15 protein-coding genes are annotated in these 16,410 nt (G+C 71.5%); 7 read left to right on the top strand and 8 right to left on the bottom strand.

What is annotated here, in order from left to right; all coding sequences use genetic code 11:
• The first annotated feature begins 62 nt into the window (after positions 1 to 62).
• The 5 genes from AB0I18_RS39445 (at position 63) to AB0I18_RS39425 (ending at position 7,578) form a co-directional block, all read left to right on the top strand.
• On the top strand, positions 63 to 758 hold the full coding sequence (locus AB0I18_RS39445; protein WP_363110546.1) for a type 1 glutamine amidotransferase domain-containing protein: 696 nt from the start codon (positions 63 to 65) through the stop codon (positions 756 to 758).
• A 531-nt stretch (positions 759 to 1,289) separates the two neighbouring features.
• Positions 1,290 to 1,505: a type A2 lantipeptide gene (locus AB0I18_RS39440; protein WP_363110545.1), complete on the top strand. Its 216-nt coding sequence runs from the start codon at positions 1,290 to 1,292 to the stop codon at positions 1,503 to 1,505.
• Between the two features lie 178 nt (positions 1,506 to 1,683).
• The gene (locus AB0I18_RS39435; protein ID WP_363110544.1) at positions 1,684 to 2,490 is read left to right on the top strand and encodes an HlyD family efflux transporter periplasmic adaptor subunit; all 807 of its coding nucleotides are present in this window, start codon (positions 1,684 to 1,686) and stop codon (positions 2,488 to 2,490) included.
• A gap of 38 nt (positions 2,491 to 2,528) precedes the next feature.
• The gene (locus AB0I18_RS39430; RefSeq protein ID WP_363110561.1) at positions 2,529 to 4,745 is read left to right on the top strand and encodes an NHLP family bacteriocin export ABC transporter peptidase/permease/ATPase subunit; all 2,217 of its coding nucleotides are present in this window, start codon (positions 2,529 to 2,531) and stop codon (positions 4,743 to 4,745) included.
• 1 nt (position 4,746) lies between these two features.
• Entirely contained in the window at positions 4,747 to 7,578 is a 2,832-nt protein-coding gene (locus AB0I18_RS39425) for an NHLP bacteriocin export ABC transporter permease/ATPase subunit (RefSeq protein WP_363110543.1), read from the top strand.
• A 7-nt stretch (positions 7,579 to 7,585) separates the two neighbouring features.
• Here AB0I18_RS39425 and AB0I18_RS39420 read toward each other — a convergent pair whose 3' ends face one another.
• The 7 genes from AB0I18_RS39420 to AB0I18_RS39390 all read right to left on the bottom strand — a co-directional run bounded on the left by AB0I18_RS39420 (position 7,586) and on the right by AB0I18_RS39390 (position 14,495).
• Positions 7,586 to 8,122: an SRPBCC family protein gene (locus AB0I18_RS39420; protein ID WP_363110542.1), complete on the bottom strand. Its 537-nt coding sequence runs from the start codon at positions 8,120 to 8,122 to the stop codon at positions 7,586 to 7,588.
• A 6-nt stretch (positions 8,123 to 8,128) separates the two neighbouring features.
• Positions 8,129 to 8,527, bottom strand: coding sequence for a metalloregulator ArsR/SmtB family transcription factor (locus AB0I18_RS39415; RefSeq protein ID WP_363110541.1), 399 nt, complete (start codon positions 8,525 to 8,527; stop codon positions 8,129 to 8,131).
• A gap of 49 nt (positions 8,528 to 8,576) precedes the next feature.
• On the bottom strand, positions 8,577 to 9,908 hold the full coding sequence (locus AB0I18_RS39410) for an MFS transporter (RefSeq protein WP_363110540.1): 1,332 nt from the start codon (positions 9,906 to 9,908) through the stop codon (positions 8,577 to 8,579).
• Entirely contained in the window at positions 9,901 to 11,760 is a 1,860-nt protein-coding gene (locus AB0I18_RS39405) for an ABC transporter permease subunit (protein ID WP_363110539.1), read from the bottom strand. Before AB0I18_RS39405 ends, AB0I18_RS39410 begins: the two co-directional genes overlap by 8 nt.
• A gap of 64 nt (positions 11,761 to 11,824) precedes the next feature.
• Positions 11,825 to 13,327, bottom strand: a complete 1,503-nt coding sequence (locus AB0I18_RS39400; protein WP_363110538.1) for an ABC transporter substrate-binding protein — start codon at positions 13,325 to 13,327, stop codon at positions 11,825 to 11,827.
• 132 nt (positions 13,328 to 13,459) lie between these two features.
• Positions 13,460 to 13,993 carry a GNAT family N-acetyltransferase gene (locus tag AB0I18_RS39395; RefSeq protein ID WP_363110537.1) on the bottom strand — a complete coding sequence of 178 codons (534 nt, stop codon included), beginning with the start codon at positions 13,991 to 13,993 and terminating at the stop codon, positions 13,460 to 13,462.
• A gap of 16 nt (positions 13,994 to 14,009) precedes the next feature.
• Positions 14,010 to 14,495: a hypothetical protein gene (locus tag AB0I18_RS39390; RefSeq protein ID WP_363110536.1), complete on the bottom strand. Its 486-nt coding sequence runs from the start codon at positions 14,493 to 14,495 to the stop codon at positions 14,010 to 14,012.
• 258 nt (positions 14,496 to 14,753) lie between these two features.
• On the opposite strand from AB0I18_RS39390, the gene AB0I18_RS39385 reads away from it, so the two are divergent.
• A complete protein-coding gene (locus AB0I18_RS39385; RefSeq protein WP_363110535.1) occupies positions 14,754 to 15,155 on the top strand; it encodes an STAS domain-containing protein in 402 nt (133 codons plus the stop codon).
• Positions 15,156 to 15,161: 6 nt separating this feature from the next.
• Here AB0I18_RS39385 and AB0I18_RS39380 read toward each other — a convergent pair whose 3' ends face one another.
• Positions 15,162 to 16,040 carry a MerR family transcriptional regulator gene (locus AB0I18_RS39380; RefSeq protein ID WP_363110534.1) on the bottom strand — a complete coding sequence of 293 codons (879 nt, stop codon included), beginning with the start codon at positions 16,038 to 16,040 and terminating at the stop codon, positions 15,162 to 15,164.
• Positions 16,041 to 16,185: 145 nt separating this feature from the next.
• On the opposite strand from AB0I18_RS39380, the gene AB0I18_RS39375 reads away from it, so the two are divergent.
• A complete protein-coding gene (locus tag AB0I18_RS39375; protein WP_363110560.1) occupies positions 16,186 to 16,377 on the top strand; it encodes a hypothetical protein in 192 nt (63 codons plus the stop codon).
• The last annotated feature ends 33 nt before the right edge of the window (positions 16,378 to 16,410 follow it).

Here is a 16,410-nt window from a genome sequence, read left to right as displayed (position 1 = left end):
TCCGATGCCCGCCAATGGGTCCCCTATTGGCGCTCGATGCCCCTTCGGCCTACCTTCGAGGCATGTCGAAGATTCTTTTCGTAGTAACCGGTGCCGACTTCTGGACTCTCGCCGACGGCACCAAGCACCCGACCGGCTTCTGGGCCGAGGAGGCCGTCGCCCCGTACGAGGCCTTCAAGGCCGCGGGCCACGAGATCGTCGTGGCCACCCCGGGCGGCGCCGTGCCGACCGTGGACCAGGGCAGCCTGGCCCCGGAGGTCAACGGCGGCCAGGAGGGCGCCGACAAGGTCGCCGCCGCGCTCACCTCGTTCACCGAACTCAACCACCCGATCCGCGTCGAGGACGTGGACCTCGACGAGTACGCGGCCGTCTTCTACCCCGGCGGCCACGGCCCCATGGAGGACCTCGCTGTCGACGCCGGCTCGGGCAGGCTCCTCACCCTCGCGCTGGAGTCGGGCAAGCCGCTCGGCGTGGTCTGCCACGGCCCCGCCGCACTGCTGGCCGCCACCAAGGAGGACGGCGGCAACTCGTTCGCGGGCTACCGCCTGACCGGGTTCACCAACGCCGAGGAGACCCAGGCCGGGTTCGCCGACAAGGCCAGGTGGCTGCTCCAGGACCGTCTGGTGGAGCTCGGGGCCGACTTCCAAGAGGGCGAGCCGTGGGCCCCGTACGTGGTCGTCGACCGCAACCTCGTCACCGGCCAGAACCCCGCCTCCTCCGCCCCGCTCGCCGCCGAGCTCCTCAAGAAGCTGGGCTGACGGCCCCCCGGAAGGCCGGCCCGACACCTCTTCCCGGCAACCGGCCTGACGCCACTCCCGCAACACAAGCCACTTCTTTGCACTGCGCTACCAAGCAGTAACAGCCCGTTGGTGAGATGGAGCGGAATCCTGGCTTCAGGAAATCTGCACATCGAATACGCACCGGGGTCACGGCACGCGACGAATCGGCACAGCCGTCCGTCGCGTGCCGTTCCATTGGCGAGGAGTGCCCGATTCGGGTCACCGCCCTCGGTGCCGGAATGTGAATCACCCCGGGGCCATGTGAAGAAGTCGGCACCGAGGCGTGCGCACGCCTGCACGGATGGGCTCTTCCGGGCCTCAAATGCCCTGATCACATAGGCCGTTGATTGGATGCTTCCCGCGGCACCGTGCTTTGATCCATTGCACCGCGAGGGTTGCTCAACGGTTCTCGGTTCCGGGTCCCGGACGCTCGCGGTCGCGGCCGACCATCTGTCCCCCAGAGGGGGCCGCTCCCCCCTTGTGAATATCAATAGGAAGGGAAGTTCCATCATGAACTCCACCCCCCAGGTTCAGACCGTCGAGATCTCTGACGCCGAGCTCGACAACGTCTCCGGCGGCCTCTCGGTCAACGCGCTCGGCACCGTCACGGGCATCGTCGACGGCATCGCCCCGGTCTCCGGCCTGGTCGACACCGTCGTGGGCACGGTTGAGGGTGCGACCGGCCTGAACACCGGCGCCGTCACCGGCCTGGTCGCTGGTCTCTGATCACTCTGTGATCGCATAGCGTGCTGTGAGTCCCGGAACCGTTTCCCGGTTCCGGGACTTACGGATGCCGTGAATCGGATGCCGTGTATCAGTCGGCTCGACGCGTCTCGGCTCGGCGGGTCTCGTCTCGTCTCGTTCATGAGTTGCTCATCAGTTTCTCGCAGGTGAGGGAAGTCCCGTGCAGTTCCGCCAACAGGCCCTCGCCAAGCTGCAGTCACCGGAGGAGCTCGACCTGCCGGTGCGCTTCGCCCGTCCGCAGGGCTGGCTCGTGCTGTCCGTGACGGTGGTCGTCATGGCGGCGGCTTCGGTCTGGGCCGTGACGGGTTCCGTGGCGTCCACGGTGAGCGCGCCCGCCATCCTCACGCACGGGCAGGGCAGTTACGTGCTGCAGAGCCCGGTGTCCGGCCAGGTCACCGCGATCCTCGCCAAGCAGGGCCAACGGGTCGCCGCCGACGCTCCCATGCTCAAGGTCCGTACGGCGAAAGGCGACGCGGTCGTCCGCAGCGTCGCCGCGGGCCGGGTCACCGGCCTCGCCGCCACGATCGGCGCGATCATCTCCACCGGCGCGAACGTCGCCGCGGTGGAGAAGGTCGCCGACTCCGACGATCCGCTGTACGCGACGGTGTACGTGCCCGCCGAGAACGCCGCCACGATCCCCTCGAACGCGGCCGTGGACCTCACCGTCCAGTCGGCGCCCACCCAGCAGTACGGAGTCCTGCGCGGCCATGTGAAGTCGGTCGACCGGGCCGCCCAGAGCCAGCAGCAGATCGCCACCTTCCTCGGCGACGGCCAACTGGGCGAGCAGTTCACGAAGAAGGGCAGGCCGGTGGCCGTCCTCGTCCGTCTCGACCGCTCCTCCGGCACGAAGTCCGGTTACAAGTGGTCGTCCGCCGACGGCCCGCCGTTCCGGCTCGACTCCATGACCATGGCCTCGGGCTCGATCCGGCTGGCCGACGAGCGTCCGATGGATTGGCTGCTGCCGTGAGCGCCCCACAGGAGACCGCGGACACCGCGGGATCACAGCTGCCGCCGCCCGTACGGGGCCGCCGTCGCGCCACGCCGCCCAAGCGCACGGTCCCCAAAGGCCGGGGCAAGACCGTCCGTACGCCCACCGTCCTCCAGATGGAGGCCGTGGAATGCGGCGCCGCCTCACTCGCGATGGTGCTCGGTCACCACGGCCGGCACATCCCGCTGGAGGAGCTGCGCATCGCCTGCGGTGTCTCGCGCGACGGCTCACGGGCGAGCAACCTCCTGAAGGCGGCCCGCAGTTACGGCCTCACCGCCAAGGGCATGCAGATGGACACGACCGCGCTCGCCGAGGTGAAGGCGCCCGCGATCCTGTTCTGGGAGTTCAACCACTACGTCGTCTACGACGGCATGGGCCGCCGCTTCGGCCGACGCGGGGTGCACATCAACGACCCCGGCAAGGGCCGCCGCTTCGTCCCCATGGAGGACTTCGACACCAGCTTCACCGGTGTCGTCCTGACCATGGAGCCGGGCCCGGACTTCGAGAAGGGCGGCCGCAAGCCCGGAGTGATGGGCGCCATGCCGGCCAGGCTGCGCGGCACGTCCGGCACCATGCCGGCCGCGGTCCTGGCGAGCCTGCTGCTGGTGGTCGTCGGGGCGACGGTGCCCGCGCTGAGCCGTCAGTACATCGACATGTTCCTGATCGGCGGGCAGACCTCGCTGCTCGGGGTGCTGTTCGCGTCGATGGGCGCGACGGTGCTGCTGACGGTCGTGCTGACCTGGCTGCAGCAGGCGAACCTGCTGCGCGGCCGCATCATCTCGTCCACGCTCAGCAGCGCGAAGTTCCTGCGGCATCTGCTGCGGCTGCCGGTCACCTTCTTCTCCCAGCGCAGCCCGGCCGACCTGGTGCAGCGGCTGCAGTCCAACGACGCGGTGGCCGAGACCCTGGCCCGGGACCTCGCGGCGGCGGGCGTGGACGCAGTCGTCGTGATCCTTTACGCCGTGCTGCTCTACACGTACGACCCACAGCTCACGGCCGTGGGCATCGGAGTCGCGCTGCTCAACATCGTGGCGATGCGCGTCGTGATCCGGCTGCGGGCGACGCGTACCGCGAAGCTGCGCGCGGACAGCGCGCGGCTGACCAACACGGCGTACACCGGCCTCCAGTTGATCGAGACGATGAAGGCGACCGGCGGCGAGGAGGGCTACTTCCGCAAGTGGGCCGGGCAGCACGCCACCACGCTGGAGGAGCAGCAGCGCCTCGGTGTGCCGAGCGCCTGGCTGGGTGTGGTCGCGCCGACGCTCGCCTCGCTCAACAGCGCGCTGATCCTGTGGATCGGCGGTATGCGGGCCGTGGAGGGCGGCATATCCGTCGGTCTGCTCGTCGCGTTCCAGGCGCTGGTGACCCGCTTCACCGCGCCGATCACCCGGCTCAACGGTGTCGCGGGCCGCATCCAGGACTTCGCGGCCGACGTGGCGCGGCTGAAGGACGTCGAGAACTTCGAGGCCGACCCGATCTATGCCCGCCGCAGCGGGGCCGACAGCACCCGCAGGCTGCACGGCCATGTGGAGCTGGAGAACATCACGTTCGGTTACAGCCCGCTCGACAAGCCGCTGCTGTCCGGCTTCTCGCTGACGGTCGGACCGGGCCAGCAGGTCGCGCTGGTCGGCGGCTCCGGAAGCGGCAAGTCGACGGTGTCCAGGCTGATTTCGGGGCTCTATGCGCCCTGGGAAGGCGTGATCCGTATCGACGGGCAGCGCCTGGAAGACATCCCGCGCGGCGCGCTCGCGGCGTCCGTCTCCTTCGTCGACCAGGACGTGTTCCTCTTCGAGGGCACGATCCGCGACAACATCGCGCTGTGGGACCCGTCGGTCCCGGACGAGGCCGTGGTCGCCGCCCTGGAGGACGCGGCCCTGTACGACGTGGTCATGCGCCGGCCGGGCGGCATCCAGAGCCGCGTCGAGCAGGACGGCCGCAACTTCTCCGGCGGCCAGCGCCAACGTCTGGAGATCGCGCGGGCGTTGGTGCGCAGGCCCAGCATCCTGGTCCTCGACGAGGTGACGAGCGCCCTGGACGCGGAGACCGAGCTGACCGTCATCGACAACCTGCGCAAGCGCGGCTGCGCCTGCGTGGTGATCGCGCACCGGCTCAGCACCGTGCGGGACAGCGACGAGATCGTGGTGCTCCAGCACGGCACGATCGTGGAACGCGGGCGTCACGACGCCCTGGTGGCGGCCGGCGGCGCGTACGCCGAGCTGGTCAGAGAGCGATGAGATGACGTCCTCGTACGAACGACCCGTCACCGAGGGCGACTACGTCCTCGCCGCGCTCGGCGGCATGGGCACTCCGGTCGACGGCTCCGGACTCACCCGCCTGGACCTGGAAGGCCCGCAGGTCCTGTGGCTCGTCGTGTCCGGCGCCATGGACCTGTTCGCCGTAGACGCGGCCCAGCAGGGCCACTGGCACCACCTCGGCCGCCTCGAAGCGGGCTCCCTGCTCCTCGGCCCGGTCCCGGGGCCGCAGCACACGCTGGTCGGCAGGCCGCTGCGCGAGTGCGTCCTGCGCCGCATCGGTCTGCGCGAGCTGTACCAGCCACCGCAGACCGAGACCTGGACGTACGACGCGTACGGCAATCCCCAGTACGTACCCCCGGCCACCAGCCCACTGGAGTACGCCCTCTCGCTCGGCGTCGGCCGCGGCCTGGCCATCCTGTTCGAGGCGCCGCTGGCCACCGAGCGGGACGCCGTACTGACCGACGACGACATCCTGTGGATGCAGGTGCCGCCGGGCAGTGTGCAGTACGGCTCGGTGTACGGCGCCGAGGCCGCCGCCGACCTGTTGGTGGACCCGGCGATGTGGCAGGCCATGGTCGACCAGCAGTACCGGCTGCTCGCCACGCTCGACCGCTGGATCGAGCAGCTGGAACTCACCCACGAGCACCGCACGGCCGCGGGCATCAAGGCGGGCGAGGCGGTCCGCGCCCAGGCCGACCGGACCCTCATCGCCTCCATGTCCAAGCGCTCGGGCCCTGGTCCGGGCGCGGGGGACGCCGACGCCACGTACGCCGCCTGCAAGCTCGTCGCCCGGGCGGCCGGCATCACACTCGCCGACCCCGCACAGGGCGGCGCGGAGAGCGACCGGCTCGACCCCGTCGAGCGGATCGCGCTCGCCTCCCGCGTCCGCGTGCGCGCCGTACGCCTCGACGGGCGCTGGTGGCGTGACAACGTCGGTCCGCTCGTCGGGCACCGGGTCGCGTCGGGTGCCCCGGCGGCGCTGCTGTGGCGGCGCGGCGGTTATGTGGCGGTGCATCCGTCGAGCGGCCGGGAGACGCCGGTCGAGAAGGCCAACGCGGCTGAGTTCGAGCCGCGTGCGGTGATGTTCTACCGGCCGTTGCCCGAGCGCCGGCTGAGCCCGTTGCGGCTGCTGCGGTTCTGCCTCCAGGGCACCGGCGGGGACATGCGCAATCTCGCGATCAGCGGTCTGGTGACGGTGGCGCTCGGCGCGCTGGTTCCGATCGCCACCGGCAAGGTGCTGGGCGAGTACGTACCGAAGGCCCAGGAGAGCCTGATCGTCCAGTTCTGCCTGGCCATCATGATCGCCAGTGTGGTGTCGGCGGTTTTCATGCTGATGCAGAACCTCACCATGCTGCGGGTCGAGGGCCGGATCGAGGCGACGCTGCAACCGGCCGTGTGGGACCGGCTGTTGCGGCTGCCGACCAAGTTCTTCACCTCCCGTTCCACCGGCGAACTGGCCAGTGCCGCCATGGGCATCAGCGGCATCCGCCGGATGATGGCGGGTGCCGGCCCGGTGATCGTCCAGTCGGTCACGGTCGGCTCGATGAACCTCGGACTGCTCTTCTGGTACAGCGTCCCCATGGCCCTCGCGGCGATCGGCATGCTCGTCGTCATCGCCGCCGTGTTCCTCGGGCTGGGTCTGTGGCAGGTCCGCTGGCAGCGGCGTCTTGTCGTGCTGAGCAACAAGCTCAACAACCAGGCGTTCCAGACCTTGCGCGGTCTGCCCAAGCTGCGGGTAGCGGCGGCGGAGAACTACGCGTACGCGGCCTGGGCGGGCGAGTTCGCGCGCAGTCGCGAGCTCCAGCAGCGGGTCGGCCGGATCAAGAACCTCACGACGGTGCTGGGCGCGGTGTACCTGCCGCTCTGCTCGCTCATCATGTTCATGCTGCTGGCAGGTCCTGCGCGCGGATCCCTTTCGGCCGCCGCCTTCCTGACCTTCAACACCTCGATGACCATGCTGCTGACCTCGGTCACCCAGCTGACGGGCGCCTTCGTCTCGGTGGTCTCCGCGCTGCCGATGTTCGAGGAGATCAGGCCCGTCCTCGACGCGACACCCGAGGTGCGCGTGGCGAGCACCCGCCCCGCCGAACTGCGCGGCGCCATCGAGGCGAAGAAGCTGTCCTTCCGCTACACCGACGACGGACCGCTCGTCCTCGACGACGTGTCGTTCGCCATCCGGCCGGGCGAGTTCGTGGCGATCGTCGGCCCCAGCGGCTGCGGAAAGTCCACGCTGCTGCGGCTGCTCATCGGCTTCGACAAACCGGTCGCGGGCAGTGTGCTGTTCGACGGCCAGGACCTGGCGGCGCTCGACCAGTCGGCCGTACGCCGCCAGTGCGGGGTCGTGCTCCAGCACGCCCAGCCGTTCACCGGCTCGATCCTGGACGTCATCTGCGGCACCGAGCCGTACACCCCGGAGGAGGCGATGGCGGCCGCCGAGATGGCCGGTCTCGCCGAGGACATCAAGCGCATGCCGATGGGTCTGCACACCATCGTCTCCGGCAGCGGGGCGGTCTCGGGCGGCCAGCGCCAGCGTCTGATGATCGCCCAGGCACTGATCCGCCGCCCTCGCATCCTCTTCTTCGACGAGGCGACCAGCGCCCTGGACAACGAGACCCAGCGCACGGTGATCGAGAGCACTCGCGCGCTCAACGCCACGCGCGTGATGATCGCGCACCGCCTGTCCACGGTGATGGACGCGGACCGCGTCATCGTGATGGAGGACGGCAAGGTCGCCCAGCAGGGCCCGCCCGCGCAGCTGCTCGCGGACACCGGCGGGCGGCTGCACGAGCTGGTGCGGCGGCAGCTGCAGTGAGCCCCGGTCAGTCCAGTCCTGGAATGGGGGCTCCTGAGGGAACTCCAGCCTCGACATAGCGTGCGTAGATCTCCTGCCAGGGCGCGGTGGCACCGGCGTGCGGGCCTTCGAACCGCTCACCCCGCGCCTTCGCGTCGAGGGCGCTGAGGCACACCTCCCAGCCGGCGCCGTTACGGGCGGCGGTGTTCTCGGCCACGAGGATGTTGGTGAGGGTGAAGCGGGTGCGCTTCTCGTCCAACTCCTCCAGGTCGAAGCGCAGTTCGTCCCCCTCCCATTCGAAGGAGAGGTGCCGGGGCGCGTCGACGGCGAGGACCCGTCCCGTGGTGTCCGGCATGTTCGGGTCGCCGCTGAACCTGATCGTGCCGCCCGCTCGCAGCTCGATCTCGGCGTGGGCCGGGAACCAGTGGGCCAGTTCGTCGGGCTCGGTCACGAACGCCCAGACGCGGTCGACGGGGTGGTCGTAGACCCGGCTGAAGCGGATGGCCGGGCGGCCGTCGTCCAGAGTGAGGTACGTGCCGGTGGTGGCGGTGGATTCCGTGGACATGGTGACTCAGTCCTTCGGGGAGGGGTCTTGGTTGCCTGCGTCCGACGACTCCCCCGCTGCCGGTGCCGTCGTTGTCGCGGCCGTCGTCGCCGTACCGGCCGTCTCGTCGAGGCGTCGGCCCAGCGCGTCGAGGCCGGCGTTCCAGAGCTTGCGGTACGGGGCCAGCCACGCGTCGAGCTCCGCGATCGGCGCCGGATCGAGGGCGTAGACCCGGCGTTGCGCGTCCTGTCGTACGCGCACCAGGCCGGCCTCCCGCAGCACCTTCAGATGCTTCGACGTGCTCGGCTGGCTCAGACCGCACGCCTCGACGATCTCACCGACGGGCCGCGGCCGCTCCAGGAGGAGCGCGACGATGGCCCGCCGATGCGGGTCGGCGAGGGCGGTCCAGAGCGAGGCGTCGGACATACCCTCAATATGCCTCGGCAGTTATATTCCCGTCAAGGCATACGGAGTCTCAGGTCGGCCCCGTTTCGGTGCGGCGCCTGGGCAGCAGGACGACCGCCGTCACGGGGATCACGGCGAGGACGAGCCACGGCACGGCCGGCGGCAGGTCCGTGTCAAGGAGGGACCCGGTGGCCGCGCTGCCCACCAGGACGATGAGGCCGGACACCGAGGACAGCGCACCGGTGTAGAGGCCGAGCCTGCCGTCGGCGGCGAGGTCGGGCACCCAGGCGCGGGCGGCGGGCGCGACGAGCATCTGACCGAGGGTGAGCAGGACGACATAGCCGGCCGCGGGGAGCAGCCCCGCGGTTCCCGTCCACCCGGCGGGCCGGGCCGCGGCCACGACGGCGAAGCCCGCCGAGATGAGCAGCAGCCCCGCGACCATGGACCGCCGCAGGTCGAGCCGGTCCGCCGCCCAGCGCGTGACCGGCAACTGGGCCGTCACGACCAGCAGCGAGGACAGGGCGAACAGCCAGGCCAGCGGCGCCTGCGAGCCCGCGGCGCGCTCCACTTCGACGGGGAGGAGCTGGTAGAGCTGGTTGTAGCCCAGCAGATAGGCACCGTAGGCGCAGCACAGGGCCAGGAACCGGCGGTTGCGCACCAGGCCGTGGACACCACCGCGGAGCTGTACTCGGGCCCGGCCCGGGATGCGCTGCGGCAGCAGCCACGCGTGTCCGGCCAGGACGAGTACGAAGACTCCGGCACCGGCCAGGCAGACGGTACGGAAGTCCACGGACAGCAGCAGGGCGCCCAGCAGCGGGCCGAGGAACGCGCCGGCCTGACCCGCCACGGTGAACAGGGCCAGTACGTCCGTACGCGGGCCACCGCCCGCCTCCTCCCGGCACACCGCCTGCCGGGCCACCTCCGACTCGACGGCCGGCGAGAACAGCGCGGCGGCGAAGCCGATCAGGAGTACGGCGCCGATGACCGCCCAGCTCGCCTCCGCGTAGCCGAGCCAGCCGAACCCCGCGATCCGCAGCACGCAGCCCGCGAGCACGACCGGCCGTACGCCGTACCGGTCGGCCAGCGCGCCGCCCACCACGAACAGCCCCTGCTGGCTGAAGGTCCGCAGACCCAGTACCAGTCCGACCAGCCAGCCGGCCATGCCGATCGCCGTGCCGAGGTGCTCCGCCAGGAAGGGGAGCACGGCGAAGAACCCGATATTGAAGGCGAGTTGAGTGAGGATGAGGAGCCGGAGCAGGGGTGAGAGGGAGCGGAAGGTTCGCAGCGAGGAGAGGACCCTGCGCTGAGGACGGTCCGCCGAGGCGCGACTGTCGGACGTGGCCCGACTGCCGGACGCGGTGCCGCTGTCGGGCATGGTGCGAGGGGGAGATTCCTCAGGCATTCGTCCTCCGTACGGAATCGGTCGAGCCGACCGAATCGACTGAACCGACAACGCCTGTCGGGCTTGCGTGGCTTGTCGGGCTTGCGTGGCTCACCGAATCCGCGGTGCTCACCGAGCTCGCCGCACGCCGCCACCTCGCCCGCACCCGACGCACCCCCGGCCACCGCACCCCGCTTCCACCCGTGACCGCCACCGCCCCCAGCAGGGCGAGCGCGGCGGCCGGTGCCAGGACGGCCCACGGGGCCCGTTCGGCGTACGGCTGGTTCTCGGAGAGGAGCAGGCCCCACTCCGGTGACGGCGGCTGGGCGCCCAGGCCGAGGAAGCCGAGGGCCGCGAGGGCGAGGGCCACGCCCGGCAGGCGCAGCAGGGCGTGCCGCAGGACCGGGGGCAGGACGGCCGGCAGGAGTTCGTGGCGGAGGAGATACCGCCGGCCGGCGCCCAGCGCCCGGGTCGCGGTCAAGTGCGTGGTGGCGCGCTCCTGTTGGAGGAGCGCGGAGGTGTGGGCCGCCAGCGGCGCCCAGGCGACGGCGGTGACCGCGAGGGCCGGCGTCGAGGGCCCGCTGCCCGCGACTCCGGTGACCAGCAGTGCGGCGAGTACCGGCGGCACGGCGTTGACCGTGTCGACCAGCGGCCCGGAGAACCGCGGCAGCAGGCCCAGCAGTACGCCCACGGCCAGCGCGGCCGCGCTCACGGCGACAGCGAGGGCCAGAGTGCTCAGCGCCCCGTGGCCGACCCGCGCCAGCACGTCACGGCCGAGCGCGTCCGTGCCGAACGGGTGTGTCCAGGAAGGGGATCGGAGCTTTGCGGTGGTGTCCAGGGCCAGCGGGTCCCGCGACAGGCCCAGCGTGATGACTCCGAGCAGCACTCCCCCGTACAGCAGGGGCAGTGTCGTGGGCCGCCGTGGTGTCGGGCGGTGCAGTGAGGAGAGCGCGCCGTCCCGCAGGGCCGGGCCGATGAGGGACCGGGCCGCGAGCCGGGCGAGGCCGCCGGCGACCGCCGCCAGCAGGACCAGGGCGAGGGTGCCGGCCTGGAGGACGGGCAGGTCCTGCGCCACCGCCGACTGCAGGGTCAGGCGGCCGAGTCCGGGGATGTCGAAGATCTGCTCGACGGCGACCGCGCCGCCGGTCAGGCCGACGACGAACAGCCCGGCGTTCGGGAGCAGTCCTGGCACGCAACGGCGCAGCGCCTGCCGGGCGATGCTCCGGCCCGGGACCCCGCGTGCGGCGGCCGCCAGGGCCCACGGCTCGGCGAACGCGCCCGGCAGCATGTCGTCGAGCATCCGTCCGAGCAGCGCGCCCGCGGGCAGGCCGAGCGACAGCGCGGGCAACACCGTCCACTGGGGCCCGTACCAGCCGAGCGCGGGCAGCCAGCCGAGTTGTACGCCGACGACGGCGGCGAGCACCGAGGCGGTCAGGAAGTCCGGCAGCGTGGACAGCAGCGCCGACCCGGTACCCGCGGAACGCCGACCGTCGAGCCGCCGGTCCGAACCGAGCCACAGCGTTCGCGCGCACACGGTCCCCGCCGTGCCGACGGCGACGGCCAGCGCCGTGGCCATCAGCAGGAGCGAGACCCCCAGCGCCTGGAGGACCGACGGCATGACCTCGGCACCGGAGATCCACGACCGGCCCGCATGGCCGCGCAGCAGTCCGCCGAGCCAGCCGCCCAGCAGGTGGAACGGCCCGGCGTCCAGGCCCAGTTGGGCCCTGATCGCGTCCAACACCTCGGGGGTCGGGGCCCGTTCCTCGGACCGCGCCTTGAGGACGGTGAGCGCCGGGTCCGTCCGCGACAGCCACGGCAGCAGCCCGACGCCGCACAGCAGGGCGCCGACGAGGAGCGCCCGCCAGAGCAGCACGGGCGCTCCACCTCGTAGGACAGCGCCTCGTCCGACAGCCTTCAGCACGTGGGGCGCCCGGCCGTCAGCGCCGTGTCCCGACACCGACGAGGGCGCGCTCGTACGGGTCGGGCAGGACACCGCTCACCCCGGCGCCGACGCCGGTGATGATCCGCTGGTGGACCAGCGGCACGACCGCGTCCGTGCCGAGGACGGCCGCCTCCGCGGTCATCGCCGCGTCCTGCCGCTTCGCGGTGTCGGCGATCGACTCGGCCTCGGCGACGGCCTTGTCGACCGCCTTGTCGCACAGCAGGGCGAGGTTGTAGCTGCCGTCGCAGGTGTAGTCGCTGGCGAGGATGGAGACCGGGTCGCCGGTGTCGACCATGGTGTTGCGGGCGGAGACGATCGCGTCGAACTTCCCGGCCAGCGCGTCACTTTCGAGCCGCGCGTACTCGCGTACCTCCAGCTTCACCCTGAACCCGGCCTTCTCCAGCTGCTGCTTGAGCACCTGGGCGGCCTCGGGCAGTTCGGGCCGGTTGTCGTACGTGGCCACGGTGACCGAAGTGCCGTCCGCGACCCGCGACTTGACCCGGCCGGTCGGCTTGACGCGCTTGTCGGCCGCCCAGGTCAGGGCCGGTCCGTAGATGCCGGCGCCGGGGTCGGCGTACCCCTCGTAGACGCCCTTGGCGAAGGCGGAGGTGTCGACGGCCTCGCGGGCGGCGGCCCGTGCCTTCGGGTCCTTGAAGGGACCGGACCCGGTGTTGAGCAGCAGGCTCGTGGTGCGGGTGGTGGCCGTCTCGCGGCGCGTCGCCTTGTCCAGGGCGGCGGCCTGGGAGACGGGGACGGCCTCGGCGATGTCGGTCTCGCCGGTGCGCAGCGCGTTCGTACGGGCGGTGCCGTCGGCTATGAACTTCGCGTCGATGCCGGAGGCCTGCGCCCGGCCGCCCCAGTAGTCGTCGAAGCGGTCCAGGGTCGCCGCGGTGGTGCCGGTGACCTTGGTCAGTTCGAAGGGACCGGTGGCGGTGCCGACCGGGCCGACGGTGTCCTTCTTCGCGTACGCCTTGGCCGACAGCACGACCAGACCGGGGCTCGACAGCCGCCACGGCAGTACGGGGTCGGGGTCGGCGGTGGTCACCCGTACCCGTGCGTCACCCGCGGCCTCGGCGGTGAGTTCGACGCCGGACAGGGCGGCGGTCACGGGCTCGGCGCGGGCGGCCCGGGTGAGGGACGTGGCGACGGCCTTCGGGGTGACCGCGGTGCCGTCCTGGAAGACCGCCTCACGCAGGGTGAACAGCCAGCTCCGGTCGTTCTCACGGCTCCACGACTCGGCGAGCGCGGGTGCCGCGGCGCCGTTGGCGTCGAGGCGGGTCAGGCCCTCGGTGACGCCGAGGCGGCTGAGGAGGGTGGCGTCGGCACCGTACGGGGAGAAGTTCTCGGCGGGCGGGAAGGCGAGCGCGACCCGCAGCCGGGAGCCGTCCGCGCTGTCGGAGGACGCCCCTTCCCCGCCGTCGGAGGCGAAGCAGCCGGAGAGCAGCGGGGCGAGCAGCAGGCCGGCGACGAACCGACGACGGCGCGGCAGGAAGCGCATGGTCTCTTTCTTGGTGGGGGGGGTGAGATGGGGAGGAGCGGTGCGAGCGGGCGCCCGTCGGAGCGGGCGGGATATCCGTCGGAGCAGGCCGGGCGCCCGTCGGGGCAGGGGAAAGGGCGCCCGGGAAGCACTTCAGGGCAGCGGGACCTCGAAGTGCACGACCGACTGTCCCCCGCCGGACCCCTCGCGCTCGTCGAGCACGGCCTTGCCCAGCGAGCGCCAGAACGCCTCGGCGCCGGGCACCGCCGGATCCGTGTGCAGATAGACGGCGCGGTAGCCGCCGTCCGCCGCCGCGAAGTCGAGCAGCTGGTGGACGAGGCGCCGGGCCAGGCCCCGTCGCCGGTGCTCGGGGCGTACGTAGACGCGGCGCAGCTGGGCGGTCTCCCCGGAGGGGTAGCGCTCGGCGAGGTGGCGCGGGTTGGGCGGGTGGGCCGGGCCCCGGGAGTCCAGGGCGGCGGTCGCGGCCACGGTGCCGTCCCGTTCGTCGACCGCGACGAGCAGGGTGTGCCGGGCGGGCGCGAGGTAGCTGTGGTCGAGGCCGATGATGTCGCGGTGCCAGCGCGGTACGTACCCTGTGCCGAGGTCCCGGTAGACGGTGTCGAGCATCACGGACCGCGCGCCGTCGAGGTCGCCGGGGGTCGCCGTTCTTATGCAGTAGCTGCGCACTTGCACATCATATGCATTAAGGCTGGGCGGATCTTTCGGGGGTGGCGTCAGCGGCGGGGTCCGTCCCCCGCCAGGGGCCCTGCCAGACGACCCACACATGACCGTCCGGCCCGTGATGGAGGTCCAGCCCGTCGACGACCGTCAGGAGCGGCAGGTTCTTGGCGGCGACCTGGTCGACGGTCTCCAGCGAGACGTTGACGTCGTCGGTGGCCGCCACGGTGATGCCCGAGGGGTCCGCGGTGAGGACGATCCGGCACTCGTCGGCGGCGCTGCGCGCCAGCAGGCACTTGCTCACGGAACGGCCGGCGTCGAGGACGGGGGCGACGAACGACGGCGGGGCGTCGATCACCCGCGTCACCGCCACCACGGCCGACTCCACCGCGAACTCCCCGTCCGCGCGGGAGAAATGAGCGGTGAACTCCATTTCGAGCGCGGGCTCCATGAGACCGCACTCGGTCAGCAGCGGCGGCCCTCCCGACGGAGTGCGCAACGACGTGGCCACCGCCAACCCCCTTGGTTCGACAGGCGTACGGACAGCGATGCCGCCAGGGGCTGGGGCAGCACGGCGACCCTACGTCCACAACACCCCCTTGAACAGGGCATGTTGAGTAACCACAAAGACCAAAAGTCAACGGTTGCGGTCGAAATTCACTGGGTCGAGTGAACTAGATCTTGCGGAGGGCGTGGCAGGGATGGTTCCGGCACAGCCGGGGTAACTACCGAGATCGAATATGCCCTCCCCTGTAGAGGTGGAGCCGATATGCCGTCGGAAGCCCCTGACCCCGCCACTCGACCGCCCGAGTGCGGCTCGTCGGGGTCCGGACTCCCCACGGCGAACCCGTACGCCCACAGCTACCTGAGGGACGGGTTCACCGTCGTCGAGGTGCTGGACGAGATCGACATGGCGACGGCCGGCGCTCTGGCCGAGCACCTGGACGCCGCGACCGCGGGACCTCGGCCTCACGTCCTGGTGGACCTGCGCCGGGTGGTGTTCTTCGACTGCTCGGGGCTGCGTGTGCTGTGCCGGGCCGACCGCCGGGCGAAGGAGCGCGACGGCACTCTCCGCCTCGTCTCCGACCAGCCCCGCATCCACCGCCTGTTACGGGCCTCCGGGCTCCTCCGCCGCTTTCCGCCCCTGCCGGAACTGCCTCCACCGGGGTGAGTGCGCTCAAATCGCTCTCGTACGCTGCCGGAGATAGGTGTGGAGAGCCGCCGAGCCGCGCAGTCGGCTCAGGCTCCGGTGGTGCACCTCCCGCTCCCGCCCGGCCAGTTCGGCCCGTACCCGCTCGGGGCTTCCGGTGGCGCGCAGCTCGGTCAGCACCGAGGCGATCGTGGCAAAGGAGTGGTTGCCGCGCCGCAGGAGCACCACGACCTGCGCCAGCAGTGCTTCGGACGCGGAGTAGCGGCGGTATCCCGTGGCCTTCTCACGCGTGGGCCGCAGCAGACCACGCTCCTCCCACAGGCGCAGTACGGGCGCCTGTACGCCGATGGCATCGGCCACCTCGCCGATGCGGAGTCCCTCGCCCGGTGCGGCTGGGCGGCTCCGGGGAAGTGCGGGTGCGTTCCTGCGTCGTTCGGTGCGTGCTCTCGGCATGCCGGGCGAAGTCTCTCGTAGCGGAGCTACTTGGGGCTTTGGTCGGTGCGGCGAGAGTGCGTGCCCGGCGGCGAGGGGGCGTGCCTGCACTTCCTCGGAGCCGCCCAGGGCCGTCGGGTCGACGAGGATCGTGTCGAGGGCGTGCAGGGCCTCGGCGAGTTCGGCGCGCTCCCGGTGCAGTTCGGCGTGGCTCGCGTCGAGGACGGCGAGCGCGGTCTCCAGGTCGTCGCCGTGCACGGCACGCATGACCGCGCCGGTCGTCGGCCAGCCGTGCCCGGCGGCCATCTCGCGGGCCGCGGTGAGTGCCTCGGCGTGCGCGGTCGTGAACACCCGGTAGCCGCTGTCCGTGCGTTCGACGGGAGGCAGGATGCCCGTCTCCACGTAGTTGCGGACCTGCTGCGTCGAGATACCGGCCGCGCGTGCGAGATCCACGGCCCGCAGTCGGTCGCCCACCCTGACTCCTCCCCTGATTTGAGGGTTTCAGGATACGGAGCGAGCCAGGCCCGCCAGGCAAGCAGCTCAAGTCTCAAGAAGCACTTGAATGACACGCTTGAAGGGAGGGCACAACGACACGAACCCGGAAGAGGAGATCGCCGACGTGAAGTTCCTTCTCGAAGTCGACATGGGCGACACCGCCTGGGACGGCAACGCCGCTCGGGAGCTGGGCCGGATCCTGCGCTACTGGGGCGGCAATCTCCAGCACTACGAGCTGAAGCCCGGCGAGCGGGCGGCCGTCTGCGACTCGGACCACCGGGAGGTGGGCGCCTGGAGCGTCACCGGGTCCGCATGACGCCGGGGTCGGCGGAGACGGCCCCACTCCGTC

Source organism: Streptomyces sp. NPDC050704, assembly GCF_040654355.1.
In the GTDB taxonomy this organism is placed as follows: Bacteria; Actinomycetota; Actinomycetes; order Streptomycetales; family Streptomycetaceae; genus Streptomyces.
This window is presented reverse-complemented; position numbering and strand designations above follow the sequence as displayed.